Origin of the sequence: Bradyrhizobium sp. YCK136 (assembly GCF_044570075.1) — a bacterium.
GTDB lineage: Bacteria > Pseudomonadota > Alphaproteobacteria > Rhizobiales > Xanthobacteraceae > Bradyrhizobium > Bradyrhizobium diazoefficiens.
Map to the genome: position 1 here is coordinate 5,562,826 of NZ_CP172424.1, position 18,593 is coordinate 5,581,418.

General features: G+C 66.8%; 20 protein-coding genes and 1 pseudogene. 10 read left to right on the forward strand and 11 right to left on the reverse strand.

The annotated features are described in order from the left end of the window. Positions 1-8: 8 nt before the first annotated feature. The 3 genes from gatC to ACFLEY_RS27165 form a co-directional block, all read right to left on the reverse strand. On the reverse strand, positions 9-296 hold the full coding sequence (gene gatC / locus ACFLEY_RS27155) for an Asp-tRNA(Asn)/Glu-tRNA(Gln) amidotransferase subunit GatC (protein WP_011087850.1): 288 nt from the start codon (positions 294-296) through the stop codon (positions 9-11). A 77-nt stretch (positions 297-373) separates the two neighbouring features. Beyond that, positions 374-1,450, reverse strand: a complete 1,077-nt coding sequence (locus ACFLEY_RS27160) for a nitronate monooxygenase family protein (RefSeq protein ID WP_011087851.1) — start codon at positions 1,448-1,450, stop codon at positions 374-376. Positions 1,451-1,467: 17 nt separating this feature from the next. Further along, positions 1,468-2,448, reverse strand: a complete 981-nt coding sequence (locus ACFLEY_RS27165) for a nitronate monooxygenase family protein (RefSeq protein WP_060912497.1) — start codon at positions 2,446-2,448, stop codon at positions 1,468-1,470. 97 nt (positions 2,449-2,545) lie between these two features. Between ACFLEY_RS27165 and ACFLEY_RS27170 the strand changes: the two genes are divergently transcribed. Then, complete coding sequence (locus ACFLEY_RS27170; protein WP_060912498.1) at positions 2,546-3,436, forward strand: LysR family transcriptional regulator; 891 nt, start codon at positions 2,546-2,548, stop codon at positions 3,434-3,436. Here the strand turns inward: ACFLEY_RS27170 and ACFLEY_RS27175 are convergent. Continuing rightward, complete coding sequence (locus tag ACFLEY_RS27175) at positions 3,423-3,638, reverse strand: hypothetical protein (RefSeq protein ID WP_028171592.1); 216 nt, start codon at positions 3,636-3,638, stop codon at positions 3,423-3,425. The two genes, ACFLEY_RS27170 and ACFLEY_RS27175, sit on opposite strands and share 14 nt — an antisense overlap. A gap of 46 nt (positions 3,639-3,684) precedes the next feature. Here ACFLEY_RS27175 and ruvX point away from each other — a divergent pair, with 46 nt between their 5' ends. Further along, positions 3,685-4,170 carry a Holliday junction resolvase RuvX gene (gene ruvX / locus ACFLEY_RS27180; protein WP_028171591.1) on the forward strand — a complete coding sequence of 162 codons (486 nt, stop codon included), beginning with the start codon at positions 3,685-3,687 and terminating at the stop codon, positions 4,168-4,170. Between the two features lie 5 nt (positions 4,171-4,175). After that, on the forward strand, positions 4,176-5,099 hold the full coding sequence (locus ACFLEY_RS27185) for an AEC family transporter (protein ID WP_060912499.1): 924 nt from the start codon (positions 4,176-4,178) through the stop codon (positions 5,097-5,099). A 167-nt stretch (positions 5,100-5,266) separates the two neighbouring features. On the opposite strand, the gene ACFLEY_RS27190 is transcribed toward ACFLEY_RS27185, so the two are convergent. The 3 genes from ACFLEY_RS27190 to ACFLEY_RS27200 form a co-directional block, all read right to left on the reverse strand. Beyond that, complete coding sequence (locus ACFLEY_RS27190) at positions 5,267-6,037, reverse strand: CPBP family intramembrane glutamic endopeptidase (RefSeq protein WP_060912500.1); 771 nt, start codon at positions 6,035-6,037, stop codon at positions 5,267-5,269. A 145-nt stretch (positions 6,038-6,182) separates the two neighbouring features. Continuing rightward, entirely contained in the window at positions 6,183-7,826 is a 1,644-nt protein-coding gene (locus tag ACFLEY_RS27195; RefSeq protein WP_060912501.1) for an acyl-CoA dehydrogenase family protein, read from the reverse strand. 20 nt (positions 7,827-7,846) lie between these two features. Next, the gene (locus tag ACFLEY_RS27200) at positions 7,847-8,605 is read right to left on the reverse strand and encodes a M15 family metallopeptidase (protein WP_039185230.1); all 759 of its coding nucleotides are present in this window, start codon (positions 8,603-8,605) and stop codon (positions 7,847-7,849) included. 203 nt (positions 8,606-8,808) lie between these two features. On the opposite strand from ACFLEY_RS27200, the gene ACFLEY_RS27205 reads away from it, so the two are divergent. From ACFLEY_RS27205 to ACFLEY_RS27220, 4 genes are all read left to right on the forward strand, one after another. Beyond that, positions 8,809-9,756 carry an aspartate carbamoyltransferase catalytic subunit gene (locus ACFLEY_RS27205; protein ID WP_011087859.1) on the forward strand — a complete coding sequence of 316 codons (948 nt, stop codon included), beginning with the start codon at positions 8,809-8,811 and terminating at the stop codon, positions 9,754-9,756. A gap of 5 nt (positions 9,757-9,761) precedes the next feature. Next, a complete protein-coding gene (locus tag ACFLEY_RS27210) occupies positions 9,762-11,063 on the forward strand; it encodes a dihydroorotase (protein ID WP_060913128.1) in 1,302 nt (433 codons plus the stop codon). A 104-nt stretch (positions 11,064-11,167) separates the two neighbouring features. Next, positions 11,168-11,764 carry a glycerol-3-phosphate 1-O-acyltransferase PlsY gene (plsY, locus tag ACFLEY_RS27215; protein WP_028171585.1) on the forward strand — a complete coding sequence of 199 codons (597 nt, stop codon included), beginning with the start codon at positions 11,168-11,170 and terminating at the stop codon, positions 11,762-11,764. Positions 11,765-11,976: 212 nt separating this feature from the next. After that, entirely contained in the window at positions 11,977-13,188 is a 1,212-nt protein-coding gene (locus ACFLEY_RS27220) for a patatin-like phospholipase family protein (protein ID WP_060912502.1), read from the forward strand. On the opposite strand, the pseudogene ACFLEY_RS27225 reads toward ACFLEY_RS27220, so the two are convergent. Then, positions 13,180-14,425: pseudogene (locus tag ACFLEY_RS27225) on the reverse strand (amidase). The gene ACFLEY_RS27220 and the pseudogene ACFLEY_RS27225 overlap by 9 nt on opposite strands. A gap of 90 nt (positions 14,426-14,515) precedes the next feature. Between ACFLEY_RS27225 and dprA the strand changes: the two are divergent. After that, the gene (gene dprA / locus ACFLEY_RS27230; RefSeq protein ID WP_060912503.1) at positions 14,516-15,658 is read left to right on the forward strand and encodes a DNA-processing protein DprA; all 1,143 of its coding nucleotides are present in this window, start codon (positions 14,516-14,518) and stop codon (positions 15,656-15,658) included. On the opposite strand, the gene ACFLEY_RS27235 is transcribed toward dprA, so the two are convergent. Continuing rightward, positions 15,655-16,077, reverse strand: a complete 423-nt coding sequence (locus ACFLEY_RS27235; RefSeq protein WP_011087865.1) for a helix-turn-helix domain-containing protein — start codon at positions 16,075-16,077, stop codon at positions 15,655-15,657. The two genes, dprA and ACFLEY_RS27235, sit on opposite strands and share 4 nt — an antisense overlap. An 83-nt stretch (positions 16,078-16,160) precedes the next feature. Between ACFLEY_RS27235 and ACFLEY_RS27240 the strand changes: the two genes are divergently transcribed. Further along, positions 16,161-16,769: an FMN-dependent NADH-azoreductase gene (locus tag ACFLEY_RS27240; RefSeq protein ID WP_060912504.1), complete on the forward strand. Its 609-nt coding sequence runs from the start codon at positions 16,161-16,163 to the stop codon at positions 16,767-16,769. A gap of 61 nt (positions 16,770-16,830) precedes the next feature. On the opposite strand, the gene ACFLEY_RS27245 is transcribed toward ACFLEY_RS27240, so the two are convergent. Together ACFLEY_RS27245 and ACFLEY_RS27250 are read right to left on the reverse strand one after the other, a co-directional pair. Then, positions 16,831-17,013 carry a hypothetical protein gene (locus ACFLEY_RS27245; protein WP_028171580.1) on the reverse strand — a complete coding sequence of 61 codons (183 nt, stop codon included), beginning with the start codon at positions 17,011-17,013 and terminating at the stop codon, positions 16,831-16,833. A gap of 176 nt (positions 17,014-17,189) precedes the next feature. After that, positions 17,190-17,963 carry an SDR family oxidoreductase gene (locus ACFLEY_RS27250; RefSeq protein ID WP_060913129.1) on the reverse strand — a complete coding sequence of 258 codons (774 nt, stop codon included), beginning with the start codon at positions 17,961-17,963 and terminating at the stop codon, positions 17,190-17,192. 121 nt (positions 17,964-18,084) lie between these two features. Between ACFLEY_RS27250 and ACFLEY_RS27255 the strand changes: the two genes are divergently transcribed. Continuing rightward, positions 18,085-18,552, forward strand: coding sequence for a helix-turn-helix domain-containing protein (locus ACFLEY_RS27255; protein WP_060912505.1), 468 nt, complete (start codon positions 18,085-18,087; stop codon positions 18,550-18,552). Positions 18,553-18,593 lie beyond the last annotated feature (41 nt).

Sequence of the window (18,593 nt, forward strand, 5' to 3'; positions counted from 1 at the left end):
CCTAAAAATTACTCGACGACCTTCGGCACCAGGAAGAAGTGGCCTTCGGTCGCGGGCGCGTTGGCAACGATATCGTCCGCGATCTCGCCGTCATTGACCACGTCCTGCCGCTTCTTCATCTGCATCGGGGTGACCGAGGTCATGGCCTCCACGCCCTCGACATTGACCTCCGAGAGCTGCTCGACGAAGGCGAGCATGGCGTTGAGCTCGCCCTGCAGATGCGGAACCTCGCCCTCGGAAACCGCGATGCGCGCCAGATGCGCGATGCGGCGGACGGTAGCGGCGTCGACGGACATTATATAAGGCCTCTCACGGCAAAACCTATGTGCCGTATAGCAGAGGCCGGTTTTGCGCCGCAACCGGGGCTTCCCGCCTATCCAGCGAGCGCCTTCATGCGCGCCAGGGCCGATTTGGCCAGATCCCGGGTCAATTCGGCGGCAGGGAGCTCACGGCCGAGGGCGATGGCCTGGCCGGCCCAGAGATTGGTGAAATCCACCCTGCCCTGCTTTTCGGCGGCGGCCTTGAGCGGCCCCAGCGCGGTCGCCGCATGGGGAAACGGCGGTGCATCCGGCGAGATCGGCCCGGCCTCGCGCATCAGGCGGTTCTGCACCCCGCGCGCCGGCCGGCCGGTCATGACATTGGTGATGACGGTGGAATCGTCCCGCCCCTCGGCCAGCGCAGCGCGGCCCGCCGCACTCACCTTGGATTCCGGGCAACGCAGATAGGCGCTGCCGATCTGCACGCCGGAGGCGCCGAGCGCGAAGGCGGCGGCGATGCCGCGCCCGTCGGCGATGCCACCAGCCGCGATGACCGGCACCTTCACGGCATCGGCGACCTGCGGCACCAGCGCGAAGGTGCCGGGCTGCTCGGCGATCTTGTCGGTCAGGAACATGCCGCGATGGCCGCCGGCCTCGGCGCCTTGCGCGATCACGGCGTCGGCGCCGTGCCGCTCGAGCCAGACGGCTTCCTTCACCGTCGTGGCGGACGAGATGACGAGAGAGCCGGCCGCCTTGACGCGCTTGAGCAGCTCCTGCTCCGGCAGGCCGAAATGGAAGCTGACGACGTCCGGCTTCAGCTCCTCGACGACTTCGCAAAAGGCCGCATCGAACGGAGCCCGGTTCGCGGCGCTAATGGGCGCCGCCGGATCGAGGCCATGCTCCCGGTAGTAACCGGCGAGCCGCTGCTTCCAGCGCGCTTCGGCCTCCGGCGTGAGATCGACCGGCGTGTGACAGAAGAAGTTCATGTTGACCGGCGCCTTCACGCGCTGGCGGATGAGACCAACCTGTTCGCGCGCCTTCTCCGCCGATAGCATCGCGCAGGGCAGCGACCCAAGCGCCCCGCCTTGCGCGGCGGCGATCACCAGCTCCGCATCCATCACGCCGGCCATCGGCGCCAGCACGATCGGGAATTCGGTCTTGAAGAGGTCGATCAGTCGACGGTCAGGCCACATGGTGTGTCTCTCTCAGTTCAGGCGACGGACGCGACGGAGTTACGCCGTCCGGCAAGCGACTGCTCCGCCTCGGTCGCAATCCGCTCGACGATCTCGGCCGCCGGCGGAATATCATGGATCAGTCCGACCGCCTCGCCCGCGATCACGGCGGCGACATCGAAATTGTCGGCCGCTTTCGCCACCGCATAGTCCGCCGCGACTGCGGCGACATTCTGCATCATCTCGACCTCGCGGCCGATCCAGCGCCTGGCGTGGTCGTTGAGCAGACACCTTCCCGTGAAGGGCGCCGGCCAGACATTGTTGCGCGACAGGTCGAAGATGATGCCGCGCACGGTCGAGCCGCTGCTCGCCGCGCAAATGCGCCGCTTGGCCTCCTCGGCGCCGTCGGCTTCCTGGCTCGCATAGAAGCGCGTGCCGAGCAGCACGCCGCTCGCGCCCAGCATCATCATGGCGGCGAGACCCCGCCCGTCCGCGATGCCGCCGGCCGCCACCACAGGCACACGGCCCGCCGCGAGATCGACGATGGCAGGCACGAGATCGATGCTGGTCCGTGACGCGCCGTGACCGCCCGCCTCCGTGCCCTGCGCGATCAGGATATCGGCGCCGGCGTCGAGCGCCTGCCGCGCCATCGCCTCGTCCTGCACCTGGCAGATCAGGCGCGCGCCCACGGATCTGATCTTCGGTGCGAACGGCGCGGGATCGCCGAAGGACAGCATGATCGCAGACGGCTTTGCGGCGAGCGCGATGTCGAGCAGCTCGGGCCGCTTGGCGAGGCTCCAGGTGATGAAGCCGATCCCGAACGGCGCACGCAGACCGGAGAGCTTTGCGGTCTCCCGCTCCAGCCACGCCCGCTCGCCATAGCCGCCGCCCAGAATGCCGAAGCCTCCCGCGCGGCTGACTGCCGCCACCAGACGGCTGCCCGCGACGACATCCATCGGCGCCAGCAGGATGGGATGCCTGATCTCCAGCAAGCTCGTCAGCGGCGTCGCAATGGGCATGGCTTCTCCCCGATCTGGACAGCGAGACTAAGCGCGACTAGCATTCTCGAAAAATGAATTGTAGCGAACGCTGCCATCACAAAAGCGAAACGACGCCATGGAACTCAGCGATATCCAGACCTTCGCCGCCGTCGCGCGTACCGGCGGTATCACTCGCGCCGCCGAAGTGCTCAACACCGTGCAATCAAACGTCACCCAGCGCGTGAAGGCGCTGGAGGCGGAGATCGGCACGCCGCTGTTCGAGCGCCACAGCCGCGGCATGACGCTGACCGGCGCCGGCAAACGCCTCCTGCCCTACGCGCAACGGATGGCCGCGCTATCGCGCGAGGCCGTGCTCGCCGCGCGCGACGATGGCGAGCCGAAAGGGCCGCTGGCGATCGGTTCGATGGAAACGACAGCCGCCGTGCGTCTGCCGCCGCTGCTGGCCGATTTCCACCGCCGCTTCCCCGCCGTGCGCCTCTCCTTGCGCACGGCAACCACGGCCGATCTGGTCGCTGGCGTGCTCGAAGGCACGCTCGACGGCGCCTTCGTCGCAGGTCCCATCGCGCATGCCGACCTCACGGCGACGAGCGCCTTCCGCGAAGAGCTGGTGCTGGTCAGCGCGCGACGCTGGAGCTCGCTAGCCGAGCTGCGTGCCGGCACGCCGGAGTCAGGTCCGACTGCGCTGGTGTTCCGCACCGGCTGCACCTATCGCCAGCGGCTCGAGCAGATCTTCGTCGAGTTCGGCTGGCCGTCGGCCGCACGGTTTGAGCTCGGCACGCTCGACGGCATGATCGGCTGCGTCGCCGCCGACATGGGCGTGACGCTACTCCCGCGCGCCGTGGTCGAGCGCAGCGCGATGAACGGCAGCGTGTCGATCCACCCGCTGAGCGCCTCGCACGCGCGCGTCGAGACACTCTTCATCCAGCGCAGTGCCGGACATCAGTACAGCGCACTGCAAGGCTTTGCCGCCTGCCTGAAGAAGGACGACGACGTCATCGCGGCCTGAGATACCAGCGCCGCAGCGCCACCACCGCCCAGATCGCCTCGACCAGCCCGAACGGCCATGCGCCCTGCAGGAAGCCGTAGGCCGAGCCGAGCGCGCAGGACATCGCGAACAGCAGCACGAACCAGTGGCTGCGGTCCTCCATCGCATAGCAGACCAGCATCGCGGTGACGGCAAACAGGCCGAATAGTGTCAGCGCATCCATATTCCGGGTTCACTCCACGGCGTGACGCGTGATATGCGCTGATGCCATGCCGGCTCTTATCCTGCCCCTGGTCGATGCTGCAACCCACTGGCCCGAACGCGGCGGGCTGGTTGGCCTTGATCTGGGCACCAAGACGATCGGCGTCGCCGTGTCGAACCCGGACCGGCGGTTGGCGACCGGCGTCGAGACCATTCAGCGCAAGGCGTTCAAGCAGGACGCCGCCCGGCTGCTCGCGATCGCCGCTGAGCGCAAGGTCGTCGGCTTCGTGCTTGGCCTGCCCATCAACATGGACGGCAGCGAGGGCCCGCGCGCGCAATCGACCCGCGCCTTCGCCCGCAACCTCGCCAATCTCACCACGCTCCCCATCGGCCTCTGGGACGAGCGCCTCTCGACCGCAGCGGTCGAACGCGAGCTGATCGGCATGGATGTCAGCCGCGCCAAACGCGCCGAGGTGATCGACGAGCACGCCGCGATCTTCATCCTGCAAGGCGCGCTCGACCGCCTCGCGAACTTGCGCACCGGAAACGGCTGACCCCCATGGCCGTCGTGATCGCGGCGCTGCTGCCGGTCTTCATCCTCATCGTGCTCGGCGTGGTGCTTCGGCACAGCCTGATGCGGCTCGACACGCAGTGGCACGGGCTGGAGCGTCTGACCTATTTCGTTTTGTTTCCGATGCTGCTGATCCAGACGCTGGTGAAGGCCGACCTTTCCAAGGTGCCGGTCGCCGGCGTCGGCGGCGCGCTCTTGCTGCCGGCGCTGACGATGTCGCTGCTGTGCCTCGCGCTGCGCCCGGCGCTGGCGCGGCTCGAGATTGACGGGCCGGCCTTTACCTCGATCTTCCAGGGCGCGACGCGCTGGCAGACCTATGTGGCGCTCTCCGTCTCCGCCAACATGTTCGGCGACGTCGGGCTGGCGCTGGCATCCGTCGCGATGGTCGCGATCATCCCGCTGGTCAACGTGTTCAGCGTCGCCGTGCTCGCGCACTATGCATCGCCCGAGAAGCAGTCCGCCCGCGCGATCGTCATGACGGTGATCCGAAATCCCCTGATCTGGGCCTGCGCAATCGGGCTCTTCATCAACGTCGTCCATCTGCCGCTGCCGAAGATCTGGCATGAGGTTGCGGACGCGCTGAGCCGGTCATCCCTGGCGATCGGCCTGCTGGTGACCGGTGCGGGCCTGCATCTCGAAGGCCTCCTGCGTCCCAGCCTGAGCGCGACGATCGGCGTCGCCTTCAAGCTGGTCCTGATGCCTGTGCTCGCGCTGGCGCTCGCGGCCTGGTTCGGGCTATCAGGCAACAGTCTGGCAATCGTCGCGATCTGCGCGGCGGTGCCGACCTCACCCAGCGCCTATGTGCTGGCCCGGCAGATGGGTGGCGATGCGCCGCTGCTGGCGCAGATCATCACGCTGCAGACGATCCTTGCGGCCATCACGATGCCGGTCGCGATCGCGCTGGTGGCCTAAAACTTGTCATTGTGGGCGCCTCCCTCTCCTCGTCATTGCGAGGAGCTCGCGACAAAATTGCGAAGCAATTTTGCGCTGATGCGACGAAGCAATCCAGAATCCCTCCGCGGAAAGATTCTGGATTGCTTCGCTTGCGCTCGCAATGACGGAATGTGGGGCAACCGCCGTCAGCCCCCCAGCCACATCGTCAGCACCACCGCCGTCATGTTGTTCAGCGCGTGCAGCACGATCGTCAGCCAGAGCGAATTGGCGCGATAGCGCATGTAGCCGAACCACAGGCCGATGGTGAAGACCTCGGCGAGGAAGTACAGGTCGTATTGCAGATGCACGACCGTCCACACCAGCGACGACAGGATGATCGCGCCGGGCACGCGCAGGAAGCTCGCCGACCAGCCGCGAAAGAGGAAGCCGCGCGCCAGCACCTCTTCCGACATCGGCGCCGCCACGCTGAAGGCGATCAGCAGCAACAGGGCCGCGCCCTTGTCACGGCCCGATTTCAACAGATCGGTCATGAAGCCCGGCGTCGCCTCGCGGCCGAGGCTCCGCGACACCGTCTCCCAGGCCAGCACCAGCAGGATGAGACCGACCGCGCCGAACAGCAGCTGCATCCAGGACGGCCAGCGCAGCGCGAGATAGTCGACGAAGGAGGCCTTCTTGATACGGATGGCGAGCCACACCGCGAGGAGTGTCGCCGGCAGGCCCATGATGACCGACAGCGCGAGCGCCGCCGGCTCGCGGCCGACCGACTGGATCGAGACCATGTCGATCGGAAGGCCGCGCAGCGCGGCCAGCAGCAGGATCGCCCCGACCTGGCCGACGAACATCGCGACGAAGATGAGAAGGCCCCACAGCGCCGTACCGAAGAACCTCCAGACGCGCGGCGCGTGATCCGCGGGCGTCATGGTCAGTGGCGGATGCTCGGGATTGAGGGAATCCATCAGGAGGCTTTCGTTGAGATGGCCGTCATTCCGGGGCGCCCGAAGGGCGAACCCGGAATCTCGAGATTCTCAAGGTGCGCAAGGGCGCACCGTAGTTCGATGCTTCGCATCGCCCCGGAATGACGGCAAAAAAGAAGCAAAAAGCTCAAGGCAGCGCCCTCTCCAGCAGCGCGCGCACGTCGCCGCTCTCCAGCTCGACCGCGCCGTACATGCTGGCGTGGGTTGTGGCGAGGCGCGTCGCCGCGAACAGTTCAGCATGACGCGGCGACATGCCGTTCAACGCGGCGGCCGCGGCAAGCAGCGCCAGCTTCTCGACCGCGAGCCGCGCGACGCGCTCGCCGTCGGCGCGGCGGAAGGTCTTGCCGATGAAGGCGACCGCCTCGCCTGCGCCCGGCAAACCCTTGGTCTCGGCGGCAAGCGATTGCAGCACCGCCATCGCCGCCTCCGGCTCGCGCGACAGTGCGCGCAGCACGTCGAGGCACATCACGTTGCCCGAGCCTTCCCAGATCGCGTTGACCGGCGACTCCCGATAGTGGCGTGCCAGGATGCCGTCCTCGACATAGCCGTTGCCGCCGAGGCACTCCATCGCCTCGTAGAGGAAGCCACGCGCGCTCTTGCAGGTCCAGTATTTGATCGCGGGCGTCAGCAGCCGCATATAGGCGGCCTCCGCCGCATCGTGCGGGGTGCGGTCGAAGGCGCGGCAGAGCCGCATCACCAGGGCGACGCTCGCCTCCACATGCAGCGCCATGTCCGACAGCACCGCCTGCATCAAGGGCTGATCGGCGAGATGCTTCTGGAACACGCTGCGGTGACGCGCATGATGCAGCGCATGCGCGAGCCCCGAGCGCATCAGGCCGGTGGAGGCGATCGCGCAATCCTGCCGCGTCAGCTGCACCATCTGGATGATGGTGCGGATGCCCTTGCCCGCCTCGCCGACCGCTTGCGCATATGCGCCGGCGAACTCGACCTCGGACGACGCATTGGAGCGGTTGCCGAGCTTGTCCTTCAAGCGCTGGAACTGGATCGCGTTGACGGACCCGTCGGGCGCAAAGCGCGGCATGAAGAAGCAGGTCAGCCCCTCGTCGGCCTGCGCCAGCACCAGGAACGCATCGCACATCGGCGCCGACATGAACCATTTGTGGCCGGTGATGCGATAGGCGTCGCCGTCACGCACCGCGCTCGTCATGTTGGCGCGCACATCGGTGCCACCCTGCTTCTCGGTCATGCCCATGCCGAGCGTCATGCCGCGCTTGTCCCACCACGGCGCGAACGTCGGGTCGTAGCTCTTCGTCGCCAGCACCGGCATCACGCGCGCCAGAAGATCCGGCTGCATCGCCAGCGCGGCGACGGAGGCGCGCGTCATCGTGATTGGACAGAGATGGCCTGTCTCGACCTGCGAGGCGATGTAGAATTTTGCCGCGCGGATGACCTCGGCGGCATCGCCCGCAGGCTTCCCCTCCGCCGTCCAGGTCGAATTGTGCACGCCGGCATGGGCGCTGTGCGCCATCAGCTCGTGATAGGCGGGATGAAACTCGACCTGGTCGCGGCGATTGCCCTTGGCGTCGAAGGTGCGCAGTTTTGGCGTGTTCTCGTTCGCCACGCGCCCGCGATCGGCCATCGGGGCCGAGCCCCAATGCTTGCCGAATTCGGACAGCTCCCGCTCCGCCTCAGCGCCGCCATTGGCCTTGACCGCCTCGACCAGCGGCCGGTCCACGGCAAACAGATCGACATCCCAAAACGGCGGCGACTGGTTGAAGACCTCGTGGGTTGCGAAGCTGGGCTGAGTCATCTTGTTTCCCCGGCGCGGAATCAGTTCCGCCGCGGCTGGATCGGGAAATCATAGGCCGCCCCGCCTGCCCCCGGCAGGGAAAAATGCCACCACTCCTTCGAATAGTTCACAAAGCCTTGCTTGGCCATCGCAGCCACCAGCCGCTTGCGCCAGGCGCGCTGGTCCGGCGTGATCGACGGTGCTGCGGTATGGCCCTTCGTATCCGTGCAGTCGTAGCCGGTGCCCATGTCCACGCTGCCCTCCGGCGGCCGCGCCTCGACCGACGCCGTGCAGTCGGCATAGGTTTTCGACGGGTCGTATTTGCCGGAATTGTCGGCCTTGAGATCGACCAAGGTGAGATCGAGCGCCGCCCCCGTCGAATGCTGCGAGCGGCTCGCGATGTAGCCGAGGCGAAACAGCTCGGTCTTGGCAATCCTGGGATTGTAGCGGCGCTCGGCGGCGGTCTCGCGGCCGTTCTGCGACCACGCGACCATGTCGAGCGAGGCCCGCGCCGGCCGGTAGCAGTCGAACATCTTGAGCGACAGGTTCTGTGCGGCGAGGTCCTGCTGGACCGCCTTCAACCGCAGCCCCACCTCCCGCTTCACCACGCACTCGCCGGCGCCGTAGCCGGCGAGCGGACGGCCGACGAAATTGTTCGATGTGGCGTAGCGGATGTCCTGGATGATGCCGGGATCGATGTCGCGCAAATAGACGAAGCCGCCGGGGAGCGATTGGGCGTGGGCGGACGAGATTGAAGCGATCGCTAAAAGTGCGATCAAAATTGATTTGGCTGAGCGCATCCAAACTTCCCTGTCATTCCGGGGCGATGCGACAGGACCGCGAAGCGCGGCCTGGAGCATCGAACCCGGAATCTCGAGATTCCGGGTCTGGCGCTTGCGCGCCATCCCGGAATTACGGTGTACCAGACTCCTCAGGGGATAACTCCCCGCCCCGGCATTGGCCCTTGCCCCCCCAGCCATCCCCGCCTATAGCTCTCGTTTTAATGACATCGAAATCGACCTTCGTCCTCGGCCACCGGCATTTGCTGGGCATCGAGGGCCTTTCCGCGGCCGACATCACCGGCCTCCTCGACCTGTCCGAAGAATATGTCGAGCTCAACCGCCAGGTTGACAAGAAGCGCACCGTCCTGCGTGGACGGACGCAGGTGAACCTCTTCTTCGAGGCCTCCACCCGGACCCAATCCTCGTTCGAGCTCGCCGGCAAGCGGCTTGGCGCCGACGTCATGAACATGTCGGTGTCTTCCTCGTCCATCAAGAAGGGCGAGACGCTGGTCGACACCGCGATGACGCTCAACGCCATGCACCCGGATATCCTGGTGGTCCGGCATCACGCGTCCGGCGCGGTGGAACTGCTGGCCCGCAAGGTTGACGGTTCCGTGATCAATGCCGGCGACGGCGCGCACGAGCATCCGACGCAGGCGCTGCTCGACGCCCTGACCATCCGCCGCAACAAGGGCCGGATCGAGGGCCTCGTCGTCGCGATCTGCGGCGACGTGCTGCATTCGCGTGTGGCCCGTTCCAACATCATCCTGCTCAACACCATGGGTGCCCGCGTCCGCGTCGTCGGCCCCTCCACGCTGCTGCCGCCCGGCATCGAGCGGATGGGCGTCGAGGTTGCGCGCGACATGCGCGAGGGGCTCAACGGCGCCGACATCGTCATGATGCTGCGGCTCCAGCGCGAGCGCATGAACGGCTCCTTCGTGCCGTCGACCTCCGAATATTTCAACTATTTCGGGCTGGACCAGAAAAAGCTTGGCTATGCCAAGCCGGACGCTCTCGTCATGCATCCCGGCCCGATGAACCGCGGCGTCGAGATCGACACCGCGGTCGCCGACGGCGCGCAATCGCTGATCCGCGAACAGGTCGAGATGGGCGTGGCGGTGCGCATGGCCGTGCTCGAAGCGCTCGCCCGCAACTTGCCGAACGCGTGATGCTCATGCTGACTGACCGCCGTCCCATCCTGCTCGCCAACGCCCGCGTCGTCGATCCCTCAAGGGATTTCGACGGCCCCGGCGATGTCCTGATTGCCGACGGAATCATCCGCGAGACCCGCCGCGGCATCGGCGCTGCCGGCGTCCCCGAGGGCACCGACGTCGTCAACTGCGCCGGCAAGATCGTGGCCCCGGGCCTGATCGACATGAAAGCTTTCGTCGGCGAACCCGGCTTCAGCCATCGCGAGACCTTTGCGTCCGCGAGCCAGGCGGCCGCGACCGGCGGCATCACCACCATCATCTGCCAGCCCGATACGGAGCCCGTCATCGACAATTCGGCGACGGTGGACTTCGTGATGCGCCGCGCCCGCGACACAGCGATCGTCAACATCCAGCCGATGGCGGCGCTGACCAAGGGCATGCGCGGCGAGGAGATGACCGAGTTCGGCCTGTTGAAGGCCGCGGGCGCCATCGCCTTCAGCGACGGCGACAGGAGCGTCACCACCGCCCAAGTGATGCGCCGGGCCCTGACTTACGCGCGCGATTTCGACGCGCTGATCGTGCATCACACCGAAGATCCCGATCTCGTCGGCGAAGGCGTGATGAACGAGGGCGAGTTCGCCTCGCGGCTCGGCCTGATGGGCATTCCGAACGCAGCGGAAGCCGTGATGCTGGAACGCGACATGCGCCTCGTCGCGCTGACCGGCGGCCGCTATCACGCCGCCTCGCTGTCCTGCATCGACTCGCTCGACATCCTCAAGCGCGCCCGCGACGCCGGGCTCGCCGTCAGCGCCTCGGTCTCGATCAACCATCTTGCGCTGAACGAGAACGATATCGGGCCCTACCGGTCGTTCCTGAAGCTGTCGCCGCCGCTGCGCACCGAGGACGACCGCCGCGCGCTGGTCGCAGCGGTCGCCTCCGGCCTCATCGACGTCATCATGTCCGACCACAATCCGCAGGACGTCGAGGTCAAGCGCCTGCCGTTCGCGGAAGCAGCTCCCGGCGCCGTGGGGCTCGAGACCATGCTGCCCGCCGGCCTGCGGCTGATGCACAATGGCGAGCTGGACCTGAAGACGCTGATCCAGGCGATGTCGACCCGGCCGGCCGAGATTCTGGGCCTGCCCGGTGGAACCCTGCGCGCAGGCAGCCCGGCGGATGTGATCGTGATCGACCCCGACGTCCCCTGGGTGGTCGATCCCGCCGAGCTCAAATCGCCCTGCAAGAACACCCCGTTCGACGAGGCCCGCTTTACAGGCCGCGTGGTGCGCACCATTGTCGGCGGACGGACGGTCTATGAGCATGTCTAGGGTGACGGTTTTGGGTGTCGCCCTGCACGGCGACAGCGGATCGGGACAGGATCATGCGTGGCGTCGCAGTTCAGCATGGCGATGCGGTCAAGGGATTTGCAGCCATGGGTCTTGAAGCATTTTTGCCGGTGGCGCTCGTCATCGGCTACCTCCTCGGCTCGATTCCCTTCGGGCTGGTCCTGACCAGGCTCGCCGGCACGCAAGATATCCGCTCGATCGGCTCCGGCAGCATCGGCGCCACCAACGTGCTGCGCACCGGACGCAAGAGCCTTGCTGCGGGCACCCTCTTGCTCGATGCGCTGAAGGGCACCGTGGCGGTCGTGATCGCCGGCTACATCGCCGGCCCCAATGCTGCGATGGTGGCAGGCCTCGGAGCCTTCCTCGGCCATCTCTTCCCGGTCTGGCTCAAATTCAAGGGCGGCAAGGGTGTTGCGGTCTATATCGGCATCCTGCTCGGCCTGTTCTGGCCGGCCGCGGTGGTGTTTTGCCTGCTCTGGTTGGCGACCGCCTTCACCACGCGCTATTCCTCGCTCTCGGCGCTGGTGGCCTCCTTCATCACGCCGATGTTCCTGTGGTGGTTCGGCCACCTCGCTTTGTCCGCGCTGTTCGCCGTGCTGACGCTGCTGCTGTTCTACGCGCATCGCGAGAACATCAAGCGGCTGCAATCGGGCAAGGAAAGCCGGATCGGCGAGAAGGCCTAGAGCGTTTTCGAGCGAAGTGGATACCGGTTCGCGTCAAGAAAACGCGTCAAAACAAAATCCAACGCCGGGAAAAAGTACGGATACCGCCGCGCTCCTTCCGCATTATACGCCAAATCCTGTTCGCAACTCGAAAGCCAGTCGTGGCCAGAGTGGCGAACGAGTTCCATGCCTGTCATCCTGACAGCGCAAAAGGCGTTACGCGGTTGCTCAGAATGAGCGAGAAGATTGTCGGCGCGCATATCGACGGTGGTTCGCAAGGTGCGGCACGCACTGCGGCGAGCCGACTGCTGTCCATGACGGACATCTGGTCCGATGCGCCCTCGCCGCCTCCTGTCCCCGAGCCGGCTCCCGTTACACCGCCACCTGCGCCCGCCCCCGTGGCACAAATTGCCGCGCCCATCGAGGCCGTGACCGCGGCTGCACCTGTCGTGCGCGATCAGGTCCGCGCCGAACAATGGCCACCGCGAAAACTCTCGCTGGCGCTTCAGGGCGGCGGCACCTTCGCCGCCTTCACCTGGGGCGTGCTGGAGCGGCTCCTGGAAGAGCCCGATATCGAGATCGACACCATCAGCGGCGCCAGCGCCGGCGCCGTCAATGCGCTGCTGCTCGCTTGCGGCCTCGCCGAGGGCGGCCGCGAAGCGGCGCGCGCGCGGCTGAACCGGTTCTGGGTCCGCCTGATGCACGAGGCCTCGTTCCGCTCGCTGATGCTGGTCGGCGGCTTTTCGCCCGTGGGAAGCTCGGTCGCGTTCGGGCCGACGCTGCGCTCCGGCCAGTTCGATCCGTTCGATCTCGATCCGCTGCGGCAGGCGCTGTCGCGCGACATCAATTTCGCGGCGCTGCGCGCGGCGAAGTCGCCAAAGCTCCTGATCGCGGCGACGCGGATCCGCGACGGGCAGCAGCAGATCTTTCGCAACGACGCCATCACGACCGACGTCGCGCTGGCCTCGACCTGCCCGCCTTTGGTCCACTGCGCCGTCGAGATCGAGGGCGAAGCCTATTGGGACGGCGGCTTCGGCGGCAATCCGCCATTGCTGAAGCTGGCGCAGGAGACGGCGGCGACCGACGTGCTGCTGGTCCAGCTCACCCCGTCCCGCGACAGCTACGTGCCGATCACGCTCGCCGCCATCGACCGCCGGCTCGACCAGATCACCGCAAACGCCGCGCTCAATGCCGAGGTTGCGGCGATCGCATGGGCGCAATCGCACGCCGCATGTTCGCTGCGGCTGTCCAGGATCGCGGCGGAAGACTCCGTTGAAGGCCTGGCGCAGCGTAGCTCGGCCGATCTCGGCCGCGGCTTCATCCGCCTGTTGCACCGGAGCGGCCGCGAGGCGGCCGAGCGATGGCTCGGGCAAGGTGCGATGATCAGTGCAGCTCCGCCTGCATCCGACCAGCGCACCCCTTCCGCAGAACCCGCGCTAGCCTGATTTCGACAGCGCATCCTCCAGGAACCACGCCGTCGCAAGCGCATGTGCGTCGTTGCCGAAGCGCGCGATCACCTGCACGCCGATCGGCAGGCCACCGACCTTCAGCACCGGCACATTGACGCAAGGATTGCCCATCAGCGTCCAGAGCCGGTTGTAGCGGGGGTCGCCGGTGCTCGCGAGCGCCTTAGCCGGCGCGGTCCCCGGCGCCGAATAGGTCAAGAGCACGTCGACGCCCTCGAACAATTCGCCGAGCTCGCGGCGGCCGCGGCGGCCGATCCGGCGCGCCTCGTCATATTCTTTCGGCGTCAGCCCCGACCGTCGCATCGAGACTGGCGCGCAGCATCGGCGCGATCTCGTCGTGATGCTCGGAAAACTCCCAGGCGAGCGCGCGATGCGCCTCGAAATCCTGGATGATCGGATGGATGCGCCAGGCCTCCTGCACCGCCTCGGGCAGATCGATGGCCTGAACACTGGCCCCGGCCCGCTCGGCGGCCTTGATCGCGGCTTGCAGGCCCTGCTCGGCCGCCGGCTCGACAGCACCCGCGAACTCCTGCCTGACCACGCCGATGCGCGGTGCCTTGGCCGGGACGATGCCGGAGAACTCGCTGCGGCCGGTCATCGCATGCAGCCCGCGCGCGAGATCCTCCGCGCGGGCGCCGAACAGGCCGACCGTGTCGAGCGCCCACGAATAGCACTTCACGCCAACGGTCGGCAGCATACGGAACGACGGCTTGATCGCGGCCGTCCCGCAATAGGCGGCGGGCCGGATCACCGAGCCGCCGGTCTGGGTGCCCAGCGCCAGCGGGATCATGCCGGCGCCGACCGCCGCCGCCGAGCCCGAGGACGAGCCGCCCGGCGAATGGCCAAGATTGTGTGGATTGAGCGTCGCCGTCGGATCGCGCGAGGCGAACGCCGTGGTCGTGGTCTTGCCGATGATGGTGGCGCCCGCCCGCTTCAGCATCATCACGACAGGCGCGTCGGAGCGCGGCTGCCAGTCGCGATAGATCTGCGAGCCCATCTCGGTCGGCATATTGGCGGTGTCGATGATGTCCTTGATCCCGACGGCTATGCCGCGCAGCGGGCCGGAGGCTTGCGCCTTCGCGGACTTGTCGTGGCGGACGAAGGCATGGACCTCCTTCTCCCGCGCCTCGATTGCCACGTGCGACTGGGCGATGGCTGCGTCAGGCGACAGCTCGCCCGTTTCGATGCGGCGCTGGAGGTCGGCGAGTGAGATCATGGCAATACCCTTCTTATTGCCATCGCTTTTAGCATCGGGGCGAGGTCGCGCAAGCGCACACCCCTGTTGCCCACGCGCTCAGGTTGTTCCATGCTGCGCCTGCAAGGAGGCACCGTGGACGCCATCAACCCCAGCGTGGAGCTGACCGAAGCCGAACGGGTCGACCGCCTGCGGCTGATCCGCTCCGACAATGTCGGGCCGCGCACCTTCCGCTCGCTGGTCGATCATTTCGGCACGGCGCGCGCTGCGCTGGAGCGGCTGCCGGATCTGGCACGCCGCGGCGGCGCGGCGCGGTCGGGGCGCATCTGTAGCGCGGACGAGGCCAAGGCCGAGCTCGCCGCCAGCCGCAAATTCGGCATCGCCTGGCTCGCGCCCGGCGAGGACGGCTATCCGGCGCGGCTTTCGACGCTCGACGACGCCCCGCCGCTGCTCGCGGTACGCGGCGACACGACAACCTTGATGCGGCCGATGATCGCGATCGTCGGCTCGCGCAATGCCTCCGGCGCTGGGCTGAAATTTGCTGGTCAGCTCGCGCGTGAGCTTGGCGAAGCCGGCTTCATCATCATCTCGGGGCTCGCCCGCGGCGTCGACCAGGCCGCGCATCGCACCAGCGTCGAGAGCGGCACGATCGCCGTGCTCGCCGGCGGCCATGACTGCATCTATCCGCCCGAGCACGGCGATTTGCTCACGTCGATCCTCGATCACGCGGGCGCGGCGATCTCCGAGATGCCGCTCGGCCACGAGCCGCGCGCCCGCGACTTCCCCCGCCGCAACCGGCTGATCTCGGGCGCCTCGCTCGGCGTGGTCGTGGTGGAGGCCGCCCACCGCTCGGGCTCGCTGATCACCGCGCGCATGGCGGCCGAACAGGGCCGCGAGGTGTTCGCGGTGCCGGGCTCGCCGCTCGATCCGCGCGCCGCCGGCACCAACGATCTGATCAAGCAGGGCGCAACGCTCGTCACCGAAGCTGCCGACGTCATCAATGCTGTCGCACCGATCATGGAGCGGCCGCCGATGATTCCGGCGCGCGAGCCCGACAGCGGGCCGTTCGAGAGCGATCCGCAGACGCACGACCGCGACCAGATCACCGACCTGCTCGGCCCCGTGCCGATCGGCCTCGACGACCTCGTGCGGATGTCCGGTGCCTCGCCGGCGATCGTGCGCACCGTGCTGCTGGAGCTCGAGCTCGCCGGCCGGCTCGAACGCCACGGCGGCGGATTGGTGTCGCTGCTTTAGTTCTCGCCGCGCTTGTCGAACCGCGTACGTGCGGCCTCGATCTGCGCCAGATGCTCCATCGCCCACTTGCCGAGCGCCTCCACGGGCCGCGACAGGCCGCGGCCGAGATCGGTCAGCTCATAGTCCACGCGCGGCGGAATGGTCGGGAAGATCGTGCGCGTGACGAGGCCGTCGCGCTCGAGGCCACGCAGCGTCAAGGTCAGCATCCGCTGCGAGATGCCGTTGATCATGCGCTTCAGCTCGTTGAAGCGCTTCGGTCCGTCGCCGAGCATCATGATGACGAACACGCTCCATTTGTCGCCGACGCGGGACAGCACGGAGGCGACCCCGCGGCAGTCCGCATGGTTGGGATCGGGCCTTTGATCCGGCCTTGGCGAAGCGGGCAGATCGATGTGCGCAGGTTTCAAAGATGTGTCCATGGCTCAAAAAAGTGCGTTCTTGCGGGGATTTCGATGGTCACTCATGTAGTGCGGGTTACAAATCTATACCATGGGTGACCTCAATGAAACTCCTCCATATCGACTCCAGCGTGCTCGGCCCCCACTCCGTCAGCCGGCAGGTTTCCGCCGCCATCGTCGACCGTCTCCGCCAGGCGACGCCCTCACTCGAGGTCGTCTATCGCGATCTGACCCAGACCCCGCTCGCCCACCTCTCCGGCTCGCATCTGGCGGCCGCGCAAGGCGCGCCTGCGCCGGCGGAACTCGGACCCGACCTTGCCGCGAGCGCGGCCGTGCTGAACGAGTTCCTCGCTGCCGACGTGGTCGTGATCGGCGCGCCCATGTACAATTTCACCATCCCGAGCCAGCTCAAGGCCTGGATCGACCGCATCCTGGTGGCGGGGAAGACATTTCAATACGGCGCCAATGGACCTCAGGGCCTTGCCGGCGCAAAGCGCGTGATCGTGGCGATCTCGCGCGGCGGCTATTACGGCGCGGACACGCCGACTGCCGCTGGCGAGCATCTCGAAACCTATCTGCGCTGGGTGTTCGGCTTCATCGGCATCACCGATCCCGAGTTCATCTCCGCCGATGGCATCCAGGTCGGGCCGGACCATCGTGAGAAAGCGCTGGCCGGCGCACTTCAGGCGGCCACCAGCCTTCAGGCGGCGTGAGGTTCACGCCGACCGCAGCAGCCGCTGCCGGATTCCGGCGGCGGCTGACAGATCGCACGGGCTAAAACCAGGCGCCCTGCATGCCCAGGATGACGGCCACGAGCGAAACGAACAGGCCGATGCCGGAGAAAACAGCCACCCCGATGAGTTCCGATTTGTCGGAGCGCCTGGCGGGGATGGCGGAACGTTCGGTGAAAATGCGCGGTGCTGAAATCGACGAAAAAATGCGAGCTGCCTTTGGCATGACGGGCTCCCTGAAAATGAGTCTTATGACCCCCTGCCCGTAAAAGGGTCTTGGCAGCTTGCGGCAAGGTTCAACCTCATCACGCAAGGTTCAGAAAATACATCCCGCAGGACGAGGGAACCGGTCGGCGCAACCGACCTCGTGGCGCCGACCGATTCAATTTGCACTTGATTTGATCAGCCGCGATAGATCGGCGCACCGCTCGGAGCGGCGACTGCGCCGCCATCGACGAAGATCTCCTGGCCTTGAATATGCGCGGAATCATCGGAGGCGAGGAACAGCACCGTCTTCGAGATGTGATCGGGTTCACCAATGCGGCCGAGCGGCGTCGACAGCGCGATGCGCTTCTCGAACGCCTTCTCGGCTTCAGGCGTTGCGATCGCAGCGCCCCAGATCGGCGTGCGGATCGCGCCCGGCGCGACGACGTTGACGCGGATGCCGCGCGGCGACAGCTCCGAGGCCATGATCCGCGCCATCGCCCGCACGCCGGCCTTCGCCGCGCCGTAAGCCGAATAGCCGGGAATGCCGAGCACCGAGATCACCGAGCCGTTGAGGATGATCGAGGCATTGTCGTTCAGATGAGGCAGCGCCGACTGAACCGTGAAGAAGACGCCGGTGAGGTTCGTGCTGATCACCTTCTCAAAGACCTCCAGCGTCGCCGCACCGAGCGGCGTGCTGCCGGGAATACCGGCATTGGCGAACACGATGTCGAACTTGCCGAACTTCTCGGCGCCCTGCCTGATCGCGGCTTCAGTGGCGGCGATGTCGGTGGCATCCGCGACGGCCGCAATCGCGTTCGGGCCGAGCTCCTTCGCGGCCGCCGCCAGCGTCTCCTTGTTGCGCCCGGTGATCACCACCTTGGCGCCCTCGGCCACAAACAGCTTTGCCGTCGCAAGCCCGATGCCGCCGTTGCCACCCGTAATCAATGCCGTCTTGTTCTTCAGTCTCACGTTCGCCTCCAGTGGTTTCATAATGAAACTACGTTGCCATCTAGGGCATTTGGTTTTATGATGCAACCACACAAGCGCGTGATCGCCACCGGAATCGGGCGAACGCGAAAGGACCAGGACGATGGTGAAACGAACCAGCTTCGAGGGTGATACCTGCCCGATCGCACGCTCGCTGGAGGCAATCGGCGACTGGTGGTCGCTCTTGATTATCCGCGAGGCGCTGTTCGGCCTGCGCCGCTTCGGCGAGTTTCAGAGCAAGCTCGGCATGGCCAAGAACATCCTGGCCGTACGGCTGCGCGCGCTGGTCGATCACGGCATTCTGGAGACCGCCCCCGCCTCCGACGGCAGCGCCTACTCTGAATACGTGCTGACGCCGAAGGGCCGCGGCACCTTCCCGATCCTGGTCGCGCTGCGGCAATGGAGCGAGGAATTCGACGACCACCCCGAGCAGATCGCGACCATCCTGGTCGATCGCGAGAAAGGCCGCCCGGTGAAGAAGCTCGAAATGCGCGCGGAGGACGGCCGGCTGCTCAGCCCCGCGGACACGACAGTGAAACCGCGACCGGCGCCGCGCCGGCGATCGGCGTGACGACGCACGGCTGCCACTACCGCGCAGGGGGACTTGTACAA